At 59.9% G+C, this 14056-nt stretch carries 12 protein-coding genes; 8 read left to right on the plus strand and 4 right to left on the minus strand.

Annotated features, from left to right (window positions below):
- Positions 1-52: 52 nt before the first annotated feature.
- From K5D32_RS17715 to edd, 4 genes are all read right to left on the minus strand, one after another.
- Entirely contained in the window at positions 53-1516 is a 1464-nt protein-coding gene (locus tag K5D32_RS17715; protein WP_311775790.1) for an ATP-binding protein, read from the minus strand.
- A complete protein-coding gene (locus K5D32_RS17720; protein WP_221578092.1) occupies positions 1506-2243 on the minus strand; it encodes a response regulator in 738 nt (245 codons plus the stop codon). The genes K5D32_RS17715 and K5D32_RS17720 overlap by 11 nt, the downstream gene beginning before the upstream one ends.
- Before the next feature lie 75 nt (positions 2244-2318).
- Positions 2319-3284 (minus strand): glucokinase, encoded by a 966-nt coding sequence (locus K5D32_RS17725; RefSeq protein WP_221578091.1) that lies wholly within the window; start codon positions 3282-3284, stop codon positions 2319-2321.
- On the minus strand, positions 3281-5107 hold the full coding sequence (edd, locus tag K5D32_RS17730) for a phosphogluconate dehydratase (RefSeq protein ID WP_221578090.1): 1827 nt from the start codon (positions 5105-5107) through the stop codon (positions 3281-3283). The genes K5D32_RS17725 and edd overlap by 4 nt, the downstream gene beginning before the upstream one ends.
- A 219-nt stretch (positions 5108-5326) precedes the next feature.
- On the opposite strand from edd, the gene gap reads away from it, so the two are divergent.
- The 8 genes from gap (at position 5327) to K5D32_RS17770 (ending at position 13964) form a co-directional block, all read left to right on the plus strand.
- Positions 5327-6328: a type I glyceraldehyde-3-phosphate dehydrogenase gene (gap, locus tag K5D32_RS17735; RefSeq protein ID WP_221578089.1), complete on the plus strand. Its 1002-nt coding sequence runs from the start codon at positions 5327-5329 to the stop codon at positions 6326-6328.
- Between the two features lie 95 nt (positions 6329-6423).
- Positions 6424-6942, plus strand: a complete 519-nt coding sequence (locus K5D32_RS17740) for an RNA polymerase sigma factor (protein ID WP_221578088.1) — start codon at positions 6424-6426, stop codon at positions 6940-6942.
- 130 nt (positions 6943-7072) lie between these two features.
- Complete coding sequence (locus K5D32_RS17745; protein ID WP_221601267.1) at positions 7073-7978, plus strand: FecR domain-containing protein; 906 nt, start codon at positions 7073-7075, stop codon at positions 7976-7978.
- A gap of 124 nt (positions 7979-8102) precedes the next feature.
- On the plus strand, positions 8103-10673 hold the full coding sequence (locus tag K5D32_RS17750) for a TonB-dependent receptor (protein ID WP_221601264.1): 2571 nt from the start codon (positions 8103-8105) through the stop codon (positions 10671-10673).
- Positions 10674-10800: 127 nt separating this feature from the next.
- Positions 10801-11415, plus strand: coding sequence for a biliverdin-producing heme oxygenase (locus tag K5D32_RS17755; protein ID WP_221578086.1), 615 nt, complete (start codon positions 10801-10803; stop codon positions 11413-11415).
- Positions 11412-11873: a YbaN family protein gene (locus tag K5D32_RS17760; RefSeq protein ID WP_221578085.1), complete on the plus strand. Its 462-nt coding sequence runs from the start codon at positions 11412-11414 to the stop codon at positions 11871-11873. The genes K5D32_RS17755 and K5D32_RS17760 overlap by 4 nt, the downstream gene beginning before the upstream one ends.
- Positions 11874-11983: 110 nt before the next feature.
- A complete protein-coding gene (locus K5D32_RS17765) occupies positions 11984-12340 on the plus strand; it encodes a DUF5064 family protein (RefSeq protein ID WP_221578084.1) in 357 nt (118 codons plus the stop codon).
- 121 nt (positions 12341-12461) lie between these two features.
- Positions 12462-13964 (plus strand): sigma-54-dependent transcriptional regulator, encoded by a 1503-nt coding sequence (locus K5D32_RS17770; RefSeq protein ID WP_221578083.1) that lies wholly within the window; start codon positions 12462-12464, stop codon positions 13962-13964.
- The last annotated feature ends 92 nt before the right edge of the window (positions 13965-14056 follow it).

Raw genomic sequence — 14056 nt, forward strand, 5'->3', positions numbered from 1 at the left:
AGGAATACCGCTGATTCACAGACACCGCCGATGATGACGTTTGAAATCTACCTCAATCCACTGATCGAGGCAGAAACAACGTCACCCGCAATCCGCCTTCGCGCAGGTTCTGCAGGCTTACTTCGCCGCCATGGCTGTGGGCGATATTACGGGCGATGCCAAGGCCAAGGCCATAGCCCTGCTGTTGGCTGCCAGCCAGACGAAAATGCGGCTCGAACACATGTTCCAGCCGCTTTTCCGGTACGCCCGGCCCTTCATCGTCCACGTGCAGGACAAAAGCCAGCTCGTTGTCTTCGACTTTCAGGTGCGCCCGGTGCCCGTACTTGATCGCGTTGTCGATCAGGTTGCCGATGCAGCGCTTGAGCGCCAGCGGCTTGCCGGGATAGGCCGCTTCGGCAAGCCCCTTCTGCGTGACACGCCCGTCACGCAGATAGGGCTCGATCAGGCATTCAAGCAAGTGATTGAGGTCCACCTGCTCGATGTTCTCGTGGATATCGGTGTCTTTCACACATTGCAACGCGCCTTTGACCAGTAGCTCCAGCTCATCCAGATCGCGGCTGAACTTGGTCTGCAACTTCTCGTCTTCCAGCAGTTCGACCCGCAATCGCAAGCGTGTAATGGGCGTGCGCAGGTCGTGGGAAATGGCGCTGAACAACTGGCCGCGCTCGGTCAGGTAACGGCTGATCCGGTTGCGCATGGCATTGAAGGCGCGGCTGACTTCCACCACTTCACTGCCACCGCCTTCGACCACCGGCTCGACGTCAGCGCCCAGGGACATGTCCCGCGCCGCACGCGCCAGACGCTTGAGAGGCCGGCTTTGCCAATGCACCAGCAGACCGATGAAGAGCAGCAGAAAAACACTGGTCAGGGCAATGAACCAGACCTGCTGCAAAGGCAGTTCCTGTTCTTCCAGCGAGGTATAGGGTTCAGGCAGCAGTGAGGCGATATACAGCCACTCGCCGGGAGCCAGTTCAATCTGGGTCACCAGCACGGGTGGGTCCAGCGGTTCCAGGGTCAGGGCGTAATGCGCCCATGAACGAGGCAGCTCATCGAGCTTCAGGCCGCTGTTGAAAATCCGCAGGTCATCGGGGCGCACGAACCACACGGCGATATCGGGATCTTTGCCCAGATGTTCGCGCAAGACTTCATCGACAACCTGCAGGACAGCCTGCTTGCGCGGTGTCGGCGGCAGTATCTGCATGTCCAGCGGGCGATCGTTGAGCGACACGACAAACCGCGTGCCGCCCATGCTGCGCAATTGATCCAGCACCAGCGGGCGATAGGCCAGAGGCAACGAGCGAAAGTAGCTGACACTGGCGGCCATGGAATACGCCAGGCTGCGGGCGCTGGTCACCAGGCCGACCATTTGCGTGGCGCGCAACTGGGAAAGCCAGATGACGCTGGACAGTGCCTGGGCCATCAATACGGCCAGCAACGTCAGCAACAGCATCCGCCCCAGCAGCGAACGTGGCAGTCTGGGACTCGGCAACCTCAAACCGGTTTTTTCAGTAGCCATTGCTGGCGTGCACGCTGACATTCGTCGCCAGAAGATAACCACTGCCGCGTATGGTGCGTATCAGTCGCGGTGCCTTGCCGGTATCGCGCAGACGCTGACGAAGACGGCTGACGGCCATGTCGACAATACGCTCCAGCGGCATCAGCTCACGTCCGCGGGTGGCATTGCCGATGGTGTCGCGGTCCAGGATCTGTTGGGGATTATCGAGAAACAGCTTGAGCAGCGCGAAGTCCGCACCGGAGAGGATCACTTCCTCGCCATCGTTATGGAACAGCCGATGGCTGACCATATCCAGACGCCACTCATCGAACACCATCACGTCGTTGCCAGAGCGCTCATGGCCGAACTGCGCACGACGCAGCAAGGCCTTGATGCGGGCCTGCAACTCACGAGGACTGAAAGGTTTACCCAGGTAATCGTCGGCCCCCAGCTCCAGACCGATGATACGGTCGGCCTCGTCGGAACTGGCGGTGAGCATGATGATCGGCACATGAGGCTGGCGCGGATGCTGACGCACCCAGCGGCACAGGCTGAAGCCGTCTTCATCGGGCAGCATGACGTCGAGGATCAGCAGGTCGCTGGGGGCCTCGTTGAACGCCTGGCGAAAATCCGCGCCGTCTCCCACCGTGCGCACCTGAAAACCGGCGCGGCTGAGGTAGGTATCCAGCAATTCACGGATTTCCTGGTCATCATCGACCAACAGAATCGATTTACTGACTGAGCTCAAATTGAATCGTCCTTGTTGACAGTGACGTTGTTTTTATTGAGTTGCCATCCGTGACATACAGCGCGGAAAAGCGGATCAGAGATCCTTTCCAAACGCCTGTTGCAATGCGACACCCGCGCCCATCAGGCCGGGGTACTCGGCAGTAACCAGCCATACCGGCAGGCCTTTGAAATAATCGCTCATCACGCCTTTTTCAGCGAGTGCGCGCTTGAAACCGCTGTTGCTGAAGAAGTCGACGAAGCGTGGCACCACGCCACCCACGATATATACCCCACCCAGGCCGCCCAGCGTGAGAACGTTATTGCCCACCACCCGGCCCAGAAACACACAGAACTGATCCAGAACCCCGGCCGCCACCGGATCACCCGACAGCGCCGCCGAGGTAATGGCCGCAGGCGACTTGAGTACCGGCTCGATATCGTCCAGCGCACAACTGACCTGATACAACTGCAACAGGCCTGCGCCGCTCAGCACCGTCTCGGCACTGACATGCTCGTGCTCGGCCATCAGCCGCGTCCAAAGCAGGGCTTCGCGAGCCGTGCCGATCGGCAGGTCCACATGGCCGCCCTCGCCGGGCAAGGCCATCCAGCGGCCTTCGCCGGTGCTGATCAGGGTCCCGACTCCAAGCCCGGTTCCCGGGCCGACCACCACACGCGGGCGATCCGGTTTGCCGATACCATGGCAGATGGTCAGGTATTCATCGTCACGCAGGCGGGTCATGCCCAGGGCCATGGCCGTGAAATCGTTGATCAGCAACAGCTCATCGACCTTCAGGTTGGCGCAGAACTTCGAACGGCTCAGTTGCCAGTTGCTGTTGGTGAAATAGAACTCATCGCCGTCCACCGGACCGGCTACGGCCAGACAGACGAAGCCGATATCACCGCGTTGCAGTTCGAGGTCCTGCAGATAGATCTCGATGGCTTGTTCCGGCCCGGCATAATCGGCAGTGGGGAATACCCGGATCGAATGCAGCTTGTCGTCTTCCCAAATGGCAAAACGTGCATTGGTGCCGCCAATATCACCGACCAGAGCCAATTTCACTTGAGCGTCTCCAGGTTTGAAGTAAAGGCGCTGGCACCCTGCTCCGCCGAGCTGAAGGCCATGCGCATGAAGCCGAACAGTTCACGGCCACAACCGACACCATTGTCGAGCTGACCGACTGCCGGTTGTCTGGCTCCCAATTCTGACGCTTCGACCAGAACTTGCAACGTACCTTTTACGCCATCAACGCGAATCACATCACCATCCTGCACAAGAGCCAAAGGGCCACCATCGAAGGCTTCCGGGCAGACATGAATCGCAGCCGGGATCTTGCCCGAAGCACCGGACATGCGCCCGTCAGTCACCAGCGCCACTTTGAAACCGCGGTCCTGAAGCACGCCCAGGAACGGCGTCATCTTGTGCAGCTCAGGCATGCCGTTGGAGCGCGGCCCCTGGAAGCGCATCACCGCCACGAAATCCCGCTCCAGTTCGCCAGCCTTGAAGGCGTCGGCCAGATCCTGCTGATCCTGGAAAACCCTGGCCGGAGCTTCGACAATCTGATGCTCGGGCGCCACGGCGGAGACTTTCATCACGCCGCGTCCCAGGTTGCCTTCCATGACCCGCAGACCGCCTTCAGGTGAAAACGGACGCGCCACAGGGCGCAGAATGCTTTCGTCCAGGCTCTGCAACGGACCTTCGCGCCAGACCAGCTTGCCATCTTCAAGGAAAGGCTCCTGGGTGTAACGGCTCAGGCCACGGCCTGCCACGGTGTTGACGTCCTCATGGAGCAGACCGGCTGCCAGCAATTCGCGAATCAGGAACGACATGCCGCCCGCAGCCTGGAAGTGGTTGATGTCAGCCTTGCCGTTGGGGTAGACGTGGCTCAGGGTCGGCACGACTTCCGACAGGTCGGCCATGTCCTGCCAGGTCAACTGGATACCGGCAGCCTGTGCAATGGCCGGCATGTGCAGGGTGTGGTTGGTGGAACCACCCGTGGCGTGCAGGGCCACGATGGAGTTGACCAGCACCCGCTCATCGACGATTTCGCCGATGGGCATGAACTCGCCACTCTGTTTGGTCAGGCGGGTGACCTGCTGAGCGGCTTCGACGGTCAGCGCATCACGCAAGGGCGTGCCCGGATTGACGAACGATGCGCCCGGCAGGTGCAGGCCCATGACTTCCATCAGCAACTGGTTGGTATTGGCGGTGCCGTAGAAGGTGCAGGTGCCGGGGCCGTGGTAGGACTTCATCTCCGAGTCCAGCAGTTGTTCGCGGGTCGCCTTGCCTTCGGCATAGCGCTGGCGCACATCGGCCTTTTCCTTGTTGGAAATACCGGAAACCATCGGCCCGCCGGGTACGAAGATGGTCGGCAAATGGCCAAAACGCAGCGCCCCCATCATCAGGCCCGGCACGATCTTGTCGCAGATGCCCAGCATCAATGCCGCATCGAACATGTTATGGGACAGCGCCACGGCTGTGGACATGGCGATCACTTCACGGCTGGCGATGGCCAGTTCCATGCCCGGCTCGCCCTGAGTCACACCATCGCACATGGCCGGCACGCCGCCCGCGAACTGACCGACCGAACCAATGTCACGCAATGCCTGTTTGATCTGGGCAGGAAAGACTTCGTACGGCTGATGCGCCGAGAGCATGTCGTTATATGAAGAAACAATTGCGACGTTGGCGGCGTTCATCATGCGCAGGTTCTGCTTGTCCTCGGTGCCGCACCCGGCCACACCGTGGGCAAAGTTGGCACACTGCAGCTTGCCGCGCATCGGGCCGTCGCTCGCTGCACCGCGAATCAGTTGAAGGTAGCGCTGACGGGTTTCGCGACTGCGAGCGATGAGACGCTCGGTTACCTCAAGAATGCGGGGATGCATGTGATGAACTCCAGGCTAACGTCTATGGTCACCCGTAAAGACCATGCCAGCTATCGGGATGCTGCGCCAAGGCGCAAAAAACCTGATCTCGATCAACTGAAGCAGCCTTTCAGGCTTGTAGTTGTAGATAAAACAAAATATTGCCACTAAAAATGCTTGTTTTCTATTTTTATGAGAATAATCTTGTAATTCCAACAACAATTCTTGAAGGACGACTGTATGACTATTCGCATTGCAATCAACGGTTTTGGCCGGATCGGCCGTAACGTCCTACGCGCACTCTATACCCAAGGTTACCGGCAAGACCTGCAGGTCGTCGCTATCAACGATCTGGGCAATAGCGAGATGAACGCTCATCTGCTGCGTTTCGACACAGTTCACGGCCCTTTCGCCGGCACCGTCGAATGCGACAGCGAAAGCCTGACAGTCAATGGTGACCGTATCGCTGTCAGCGCCATCCGCAACCCTGCCGAGTTGCCATGGAAAGCCCAGAATATCGATGTCGTCTTTGAATGCACCGGTCTGTTCACCGACCGCGAAAAAGCCGCCGCGCACATCACCGCCGGGGCAAAAAAGGTCATTATTTCTGCACCGGCCAAAGGCGCGGACGCCACCATCGTATACGGCGTCAACCACGATACCCTGCGCCAGTCGCATCAGATTATCTCCAGCGCTTCGTGTACCACCAACTGCCTGGCACCGGTCGCTCAGGTGCTGCATCGCGAACTGGGCATCGAAAGCGGTCTGATGACCACCATTCACGCCTACACCAACGACCAGAACCTGATCGATGTGTACCACACCGATCCGTACCGTGCCCGTTCGGCCACTCAATCGATGATCCCGAGCAAGACCGGCGCAGCCGAGGCGGTGGGTCTGGTGCTGCCGGAACTGGCGGGCAAGCTCACCGGCATGGCCGTGCGAGTACCGGTGATCAACGTTTCCCTGGTGGACCTGACCGTCAACATCAAACGCGAAACCACCGCCGACGAAGTCAACGCACTGCTCAAGGAAGCCAGCCAGCACTCCAGGATTCTGGGCTACAACACCCTGCCGCTGGTTTCTCACGACTTCAACCACAACCCGCTGTCGTCGATTTTCGACGCCAACCACACCAAGGTCAGCGGCAAGCTGCTCAAGGTACTGGCCTGGTACGACAACGAGTGGGCGTTCTCCAACCGCATGCTGGACAACTGCCTGGCGCTGCACAACGCGCAGTAACAGCCGAGCATTAAGAAAAATACAGAAAGCCGACTTGACTGAATATGTGGATGATAAGCATTATCATCCACTGATTTTCCCGGTCAGGTATTTCTGTGTCGCAATCGCACTTCAATGACGTGTTTGTCGCTCAACGCGAGGTGCTGTTGCGAACCTTGCAAGGCATGGTGGGCAATCACAGCACCGCCGAAGACCTGCTGCAGGAAACCTGGCTGCGGGTCACCCGCGCCCTGACCGAACGCCCGATCGATCACCTGGAACCCTTCGTCTACCAGACCGCCCGCAATCTGGCGCTGGATCATTTGCGCTCGCGTCGTATTCATGGCCGCACTCTGGTCGAAGATGCATCCGCAGAGCAGATCGAAAGTGTCATCGCGCAACTCAGTACGCCCGAAGATGCCACTCACGCCAAGCGCCTGCTTGAAAGCCTCAGTGCCACTGTGGGTAAACTCAGCCCGCGCCAACAGAAAATATTCACGTTGAGCCGTCTTAACGGATGCAGCTATCTGGAGATCGCCGGGCAACTGGACATCTCTGCAAGCACCGTACAAAAAGAACTGAAACTGATCATGGCGATCTGTGTGGGAGTCGTGGCAAGACTCGACCTGGCTTGACCGGGCCTGGACGCTGCCGCAGTCTGCTACCGCGCACTGATGCAAACAGATCAAACCGAAGCAGCCGAGGAACACCGTGAAAACAGAACGCCCGCAGTCGCTTGCCCAGGATGTACTGAGTGACAGCGCAATGGATCAAGCCCTGACCTGGCTGATCGAACTGGAAGGCGCAGATCCTCGGCAGCAGGAGCGTTTCGAAGCCTGGCTGCTGGCCGATCCTGCCAATGCCCAGGCCTTCGCCAGGGCACAGGCGATATGGGACTCGCAAACGGTGCAGCACGCGGCAGCGACCTTGCAGCCACCGCGCAAACCCTCGGTGTGGCAACGAGTCCGGCCACACTGGAAACCTCTGGCCACGGCCGCGATTCTGTTGCTGGGTTTATTCAACTTCAGCAACCTGCCGCTGCGTATCCAGGCCGATCACCTGACCGTGGTCGGCGAACGCCAGCGCCTGCAACTGAGCGATGGCTCGAAAGTCCTGCTCAATACCGATTCGGCCTTTTCCAGCCACCTGGACGACTGCCAGCGTGTGGCACACCTTTATCGAGGAGAAGCCTATTTCAACGTGGCCCTCGACCCGAATGTGCCGATGGAAATCGAAGCCGGCCCGATCCGCATGAGCGCCAACAGCACCGAGTTTTCGGTGCGTTACCTCGATGGCGAGGCACGGGTTCAGGTCCAGCGTGGCGCAGTGGATGTCAGCGCCATACGCGGCGACTCCAGAGTCAGTCTCGGTGCGGGCGACAGCGTGCGTGTAGGTCCGTCGGGCTTTGGCCATCGGGAAAGACTCGACCCGGCCAGGGACCTGGCCTGGGTTCAGGGCCGCCTGATTTTCGATAACAGTCCCCTCAGTGAAGTGCTGGCAGAGCTGCGACGCTATTACCCCGGCTGGATCATCAACACCAATCCGGCGCTGGATCGCGTTACCGTGACCGGCAACTACAAGCTGGATAATCCCCTGAATGTGGTGCGTTCACTGGCGCACATCACCTCGGCCAACGTGCGTGAATTGCCCGCCGTTGTACTCATCAACTGATCGGCAAAACTTTTTTTACGCACTCGCCCTCCCTCGTTCGTCTAGTCATAGCCAATGCAACTGATTCGCATTAACGATCAGAAGCACAACACTATAACCAGCAGTACGTCAGGGAGCGCCACAGATGTCATCCTCGTTCACTCACACGCGCAAGCGGTTTGCACTTTCGCTGCTGACCGTGGCGGTTTTCAGCGCCGGCATGCAGGCGATGCCCGCCGTCGCTGCGACCGAAAACGCGCCACAGGCAAGAGCTGCCGGTACTTACACGTTCTCGATTGTCAGGCAACCGCTGGTTTCGGCACTCAATGAATTCAGCCGCGTTACCGGCTGGCAGGTCGGGATGTCGTCGGACCTGACGCAAAACGTCGTCTCCCCTGGCGCCAATGGCAACCTGCAACCCGCACAGGCACTGGAACGCCTGCTGTCGGGCAGCCAACTGAGCTATCGCAATCTGGGTGACAACAATGTCGTGCTGGAAAAGCGCGTCGCTGGCGTCATCGCCCTTGAGCAGACCACCGTCAGCGCCACGCGCCAGGAACAGGACATCTCCACGGTTCCCACGACCGTCAGCGTGCACGAGCGCGCCGAACTGGACCGACGCAACGTCAATGACATCCGCGATCTGGTGCGCAACGAACCGGGTGTTTCGGTGGGCGGCGCAGGCCAGCGTGGCGGCACCACCGGCTACAACATTCGTGGCATCGACGGTAACCGGGTCCTGACCCAGGTCGATGGCGTCGAAGTACCGGACAGCTTCTTCACCGGCCCCTTCGCCCAGACCCGCCGCAATTACGTGGACCCGGAAATCGTCAAGCGCGTCGAAATTCTGCGTGGCCCGGCATCAGCGCTTTACGGCAGCAGCGCCATCGGTGGTGTGGTCAGTTACTACACCCTGGATCCGGAAGACATCATCAAGCCCGGCAAAGACGTCGGCGCCCGTCTGAAAACCGGTTACAGCTCGGCCGATGAAAGCTGGCTGACCTCGGGCACCGTCGCCGGCCGCCAGGGAGACTTCGACGCGCTGTTGCACCTGAGTCAGCGCGAAGGTCATGAAACCGAATCCTACGGCAGCACCAGCGGCACCGGCCTGACCCGTACCGAAGCCAACCCGGAAGACCAGCGCGCCAAGAATGTGCTGGCCAAACTGGGCTGGAACTACGCCGACGACTCGCGCCTGGCGTTTACCTACGAAAAGTACAAGGATGATCGTGACACCAATCAGCTCAGCGCCGTCGGCGGGCCATTCGGCAACGGAGTCGGGGTTGGCATGTACCGCGGCCGAACCACCAACGACACCATCACCCGCGAACGCGTTGGCATCGAACACGACTTTGCCCTCGACAGCCTGCTGGCCGACAAGGTCAAGTGGAGCCTGAACTATCAGGATGCCAAGACAGAACAGAGCACCCGTGAGCGCTATTTCCCGTTCAGCCGCGACCTGCTGCGCAACCGCGACACGACTTACCAGGAAAAGCAGTGGATCTTCGATGCCCAGCTCGACAAGGCATTCGCGATTGCCAGCACCGATCACGTGCTGACCTACGGCACCACCCTCAAGCAGCAGAAAGTCACCGGCCTGCGTACCGGCAGCGCAACCTGCGCGCGGGTGCTCGGTGCCTGTACCGTCGCGGGTGCCACTAGCCCGGTAGCCTCCGATAACCCGGTCCCGACCAGCGACTTCCCGGACCCGACCATCACCAGTTATGCGCTGTTCGCTCAGGATCAGATCAGCTGGAACAAATGGACCTTCATGCCGGGCGTGCGCTACAGCTACACCCGCCTGAACCCGAAGATGACCGATGAGTTCCTCAACTCCGAAGGTCTGAACGACCCAAGCGGCGGCAATAACAAGGACAGGACCTGGGACCGCGTATCACCCAAACTCGGCGTGACCTACGCCCTGAGCAACGAATACACCTGGTACGGCCAGTACGCTGAAGGTTTCCGGACACCGTCGGCCAAAGCCTTGTACGGCAGCTTTGAAAACACCACGGCCGGTTATGTGGTCGAGCCCAATCCGAACCTGGAGCCGGAAAAGAGCAAGAGCTATGAAACCGGATTGCGCGGACGTTTCGAGTCCGGTTCGTTCGACGTTGCCGTGTTCTATAACAAGTACCGCGACTTCATCAACGAAGACGGTCTGGCTGCCGGCTACGATGAGCTCACCTTCCAGTCCTACAACATCAAGCACGCCACCATCAAAGGCGCCGAGGTCAAGGGCCGCCTGAATCTGGACAGCTTCGGCGCGCCGCAAGGCCTCTACACTCAGGGCTCGATTGCCTACGCTCAGGGCCGCAACAACGACACGGGCGAACCGCTCAACAGCGTCAACCCGCTGACCGGCGTTTTCGGCCTGGGTTACGAGCAGGATAACTACGGCGGCCTGCTGAACTGGACACTGGTCAAACGCAAGACTCGCGTGGATGACAGCGAATTCCACGAGCCGGATGGCTCGGCCTCACAGTTCCGCACACCGGGCTTCGGCATTCTGGACCTGACCGGCTATTACAAGGTCACGAACGACGTCACCGTCAATGCCGGCCTCTACAACCTGACCGACAAGAAATACTGGCTCTGGGATGACGTACGCGGCTACGACGGCGTGGGTGAAGCAGGTGCTACCGCGCCGGCCAACCTGGATCGCCTGACCCAGCCGGGCCGCAACTTCAGCGTCAATCTGGTCTGGGATATCTGATTCCAGTCACCACCAGCCTTGTGAAAAACACGCCATCGGGCCTGATCGGCGGCGTGTTTTTTTACGCTTAGGGGGCTGGCCATTCGTCTATTCAACAACGCCCTTTCATTTTGCAAGGAAGAACCTGATGACAACCGAGCAGACTCGTCCTGCACTGCGTTCCCAGCGTCTCAACCAGATTACCCATGCGCCTCACGAGCAGCTCGACAAGACGGTCAAGGCCAATGCGCCCTTTGAAACCCTGGACAGCTACAAGCGTTTTGTCGTTGCCCAGTACCTTTTCCAGGCGGAACTGCAAAGCCTCTACAACGACCCAGAGTTGATCCATGTCGTCGCCGACCTGCCCGCCCGCTGCCGTGCCGAACAAGCCAGGGCCGACCTCGCGGACCTCAACACCGACATCCCTCAATCCGTCGCAGGCGCTGTGCAGAATCCGGGCAAGGCCGAAGCCCTGGGCTGGCTGTTCGTCTCCGAAGGTTCAAAACTGGGCGCGGCCTTCCTGATCAAGCGCGCCGCCGCCCTGAACCTCAGCGAAAGCTTTGGTGCACGGCATCTGGGTGAACCTGCCGGTGGTCGTGCCGAAGGCTGGAAAACCTTTATCAGGACTCTGGACGGCCTGACATTCAGTGCCGAAGAAGAAGCACAGCTGGATCGGGGAGCCATTGCAGCGTTCGAGCGCTTCGCCGTGCTGTTGCAACACGCTTACGCCCATGCGCCACAGGTCGAACAGGTTCAGGCATGAAAAAACGCCCGGTGCTGTTAAGCTGGCCGGGCTTTGTGAACCTGCCTGTAGTGAACATGACCTATAAACCGCCCGGCTCCAGACTTTCGCGCTTTCTGTTTGGCATCCTCGCTTACGTCAGCCTGGGGATAGGCATTGCCGCCATATTCATCCCCGGCCTGCCGACAACCGAGTTCATTCTGCTGGCCGCCTGGGCCGCGACCCGCAGCTCGCCGCGCCTCAATGCCTGGCTGGAAAACCATCGCGTGTTCGGCCCGCTCCTGCGCAACTGGCGCAATGGCCGGCTGGTCACGCGCAGCGCCAAGATCAGCGCAACCATCAGCATGCTGGTGTGCGCCATCGTAATGCTGAGCCTGCTCAATCATGTGTGGTGGCTTTATCTGGCCATCGCGGGCATGGCGATGGGCAATCTGTGGCTCTGGTCCAGACCCGAGCCGGGCCGTGATCTGAATCAGTAACGCAAATGTGCCGCAAGGCTATGCTGTCGGGTGCCTGTCAAGGGTGCTGAACCCCGGCCAACGGGCCGGGGTCTACCCCTACACTTATCTTCTGCGACGGAGCGACCGCCATGTTTGAACCAGGTCATCTGCACATTACCCATGCTGCCCTGCAAAACACGGGTTTCAGCTACGACATCCACATTCGTTACGAAGTACAGGAAGACCCCAAGGAAGGCACTTCCATGCACTTCACCATGCAGGGAGAGATCAACGGCAAGAGCGTCACTGAAGAATTCAGCCTGCCACGTGATCTGGCTTTCAACTTCGCCCACGATGCGGGCCGTATCGGTATCAAATATGGCCTGCCCAATCGCGCCGCCATGCCCATCGACCTGCACAAGGATTACGACAGAATGTTCAACGACATCCGCGAAAAGCTGCATGCCAAGCCCGGCGAGCCTGTGAAGCCCGAGCATCTGGAGTGATCGTTTTTCGCGAATGAGCGGAACGCCGCCCGATTCGCTCCTGCGAACCCGGTGGGAGCGAATTCATTCGCGAAAAAACCTATACTGGCCACCCTCCGCAGCCCAGAACCCATAACGCCCCATGCGCATCCATGTCTGCTTCATCGACCGCGTCGGTATCACCCAGGAAGTGCTGGCCATTCTGGGTGGACGCAATCTGAATCTCGATGCCGTGGAGATGGTGCCTCCCAACGTTTACATCGATGCGCCGACGCTGAGCCCTCAGATGCTCGAAGAACTCAAGGATGCGTTGTTCCGGGTGCGTGGCGTCGAAGCGATCACCGTGGTCGATATCCTCCCCGGCCAGCGCCGCCACCTGCAACTCGATGCCCTGCTCGCCGCCATGACCGACCCGGTGCTGGCGCTGGACAGTGCCGGGCATGTGCTGTTGGCCAACCCGGCGCTGATCGCGCTGATTGGCCGGGAACCTGAAGGCGAGCCCATCGGTGAACTGTTCGCCGATCCGAGCCTGCAGGCCACGCTGCTGGAAAACGGTTTTCGTCTGCCCATGCGCGAAGTCACCCTCAATGGCGAAGCCCTGCTGCTGGACGCCACGCCCATCACCGAAGCCGGTGCCCTGCTGACGTTGTACCTGCCCAGCCGGATCGGCGAACGCTTGTCGGCCCTGCATCACGACCATGCCGAAGGCTTCGATGCGCTGCTGGGTGAATCCCCAGCGATCCGCATCCTCAAGGCCCGCGCCCAGCGAGTTGCCGCACTGGATGCGCCCCTGCTGATTCAAGGCGAAACCGGCACAGGCAAGGAGCTGGTTGCGCGCGCCTGTCACGCCAGCAGCGCTCGTCATGGTGAACCTTTCCTGGCGCTCAATTGTGCGGCGCTCCCGGAAAACCTGGCTGAAAGCGAGCTGTTCGGTTATGCGCCCGGCGCGTTTACCGGAGCCCAGCGTGGCGGCAAACCAGGGCTGATGGAACTGGCCAACCAGGGCACCGTGTTTCTCGATGAAATCGGCGAAATGTCGCCTTACCTGCAAGCCAAGCTGCTGCGTTTTCTCAACGACGGCAGCTTCAGACGAGTGGGCGGGGATCGGGAAGTCAGGGTCAACGTGCGCATCCTCAGCGCCACCCATCGCGACCTGGAAAAGATGGTCAGCGAAGGCACCTTTCGCGAAGACCTGTTCTATCGCCTGAATGTGCTGAACCTGGAGGTCCCGCCGCTGCGCGAGCGCGGTCAGGACATTCTGCTGCTGGCCCGTTATTTCATGGAACAGGCCTGCACCCAGATCCAGCGACCGGTATGCCGCCTGGCGACTGGCACCTATCCAGCCCTGCTGGGCAACCGCTGGCCGGGCAATGTGCGTCAGTTGCAGAACGTGATATTCCGCGCCGCGGCCATCAGTGAAAGCACAGTGGTGGACATCGGCGATCTGGATATCGCAGGCACTGCTGTCGCTCGCCAGAACGATGGCGAAGTCGGCAGCCTTGAACAGGCCGTCGAGGATTTCGAGCGCGAACTATTGCAGAAGCTTTATGCCGATCACCCCTCGACCCGGCAACTGGCGGCACGGCTGAACACCTCCCATACCGCGATTGCGCACCGATTGCGCAAGTATGGGATCGGGAAGTAGTGGCTGGCCTTTTCGCGAATGAATTCGCTCCTATGTATGGACTCGCCCCCACTGTCAACCCGCTTTGCTTTTGAACACCGCTACCCGGTTGC

The organism is Pseudomonas cichorii (assembly GCF_019719005.1).
Classification (GTDB): Bacteria; Pseudomonadota; Gammaproteobacteria; order Pseudomonadales; family Pseudomonadaceae; genus Aquipseudomonas; species Aquipseudomonas cichorii_E.

Bases quoted from the DNA above. Each gene is read 5' to 3' on its own strand.
- K5D32_RS17715 (WP_311775790.1), bottom strand. From the start codon at position 1,516: ATGGCTACTGAAAAAACCGGTTTGAGGTTGCCGAGTCCCAGACTGCCA.
- edd (WP_221578090.1), bottom strand. From the start codon at position 5,107: ATGCATCCCCGCATTCTTGAGGTAACCGAGCGTCTCATCGCTCGCAGT.
- gap (WP_221578089.1), top strand. From the start codon at position 5,327: ATGACTATTCGCATTGCAATCAACGGTTTTGGCCGGATCGGCCGTAAC.
- K5D32_RS17745 (WP_221601267.1), top strand. From the start codon at position 7,073: ATGGATCAAGCCCTGACCTGGCTGATCGAACTGGAAGGCGCAGATCCT.
- K5D32_RS17750 (WP_221601264.1), top strand. From the start codon at position 8,103: ATGTCATCCTCGTTCACTCACACGCGCAAGCGGTTTGCACTTTCGCTG.
- K5D32_RS17755 (WP_221578086.1), top strand. From the start codon at position 10,801: ATGACAACCGAGCAGACTCGTCCTGCACTGCGTTCCCAGCGTCTCAAC.
- K5D32_RS17760 (WP_221578085.1), top strand. From the start codon at position 11,412: ATGAAAAAACGCCCGGTGCTGTTAAGCTGGCCGGGCTTTGTGAACCTG.
- K5D32_RS17765 (WP_221578084.1), top strand. From the start codon at position 11,984: ATGTTTGAACCAGGTCATCTGCACATTACCCATGCTGCCCTGCAAAAC.
- K5D32_RS17770 (WP_221578083.1), top strand. From the start codon at position 12,462: ATGCGCATCCATGTCTGCTTCATCGACCGCGTCGGTATCACCCAGGAA.